Annotated in this window: 1 pseudogene; it reads right to left on the bottom strand. The window is 51.0% G+C overall.

The annotated features are described in order from the left end of the window. Nucleotides 1-626: 626 nt before the first annotated feature. Nucleotides 627-783: pseudogene (locus ACQRA4_RS13810) on the bottom strand (IS5/IS1182 family transposase); the annotation flags it as partial.

Here is a 783-nt window from a genome sequence, read left to right as displayed (position 1 = left end):
TTGAAAAAATCGAGAAGGACTCGGGGCGAGGTTGTCCGATGCTGAAGGCGAGTGAAAGGGCGCAGAAAAGAAAGGGAAAGACTTTGAGCTTGGGAACGGAACAGCCCGACATAGTTCACGTTTCGCCTGGGCTGATGTCCGATGAGCGCTTCTATGCGTTTCGTCTTGCGAGGTGAAAGGGGATAGGCTATAACGCGAACCGCACGGTTGCTTCTTTTCACTGAAATGCCTGCGCTCGGCGCGGCGCAAGCCGGAAAAGGAGCACGGCCATGAGACGTTTGATCATGGTCTCGCTTATCGCCTTGGCTGTGGTACTGTTTCTGGCGTCTGACGCCAGATAGCAGAATGCCCCGGCCCATTGTCGCGATGGGTCGGGGCTGTGAAAAAATGTAACCATTGGCAGCCGTGCGGGGCGCTGTAACGCGCCGCGCCAGCTCCGGTTTCTGTTCGTAGCAGGAACCGGAGTTCCCTTTTTCTATAAGCCTTCCCCACGGACTTGGCAAGTGTCCACCTAAGCGGAGATATTCACACTTCCAATGAAAGTCTTATTCCAACTAACTGGAATTCAAAACGAATTTTTCAGAAAATCATCAAAAAAGTGAATGTCTCCCTAGGTTCAGGACTCATTAAATATAAAAGGTGACAATGGCAGCGATGCAAATGGCGGAAAAGAAGGTGTGGGCACAACGGTCATATCGCGTGGCAATTCTACGCCAATCCTTGAGCCTGCCAACATGATTTCTATTTTGTGCCGCTGTTTATAAAGCTCTTTGTCATAGGCCG

The organism is Desulfovibrio sp. SGI.169, assembly GCF_050313595.1.
GTDB lineage: Bacteria > Desulfobacterota > Desulfovibrionia > Desulfovibrionales > Desulfovibrionaceae > Desulfovibrio.
Note: the sequence above shows the minus strand (reverse complement) of the source record. Positions and strands in the feature narration are given on the sequence as shown.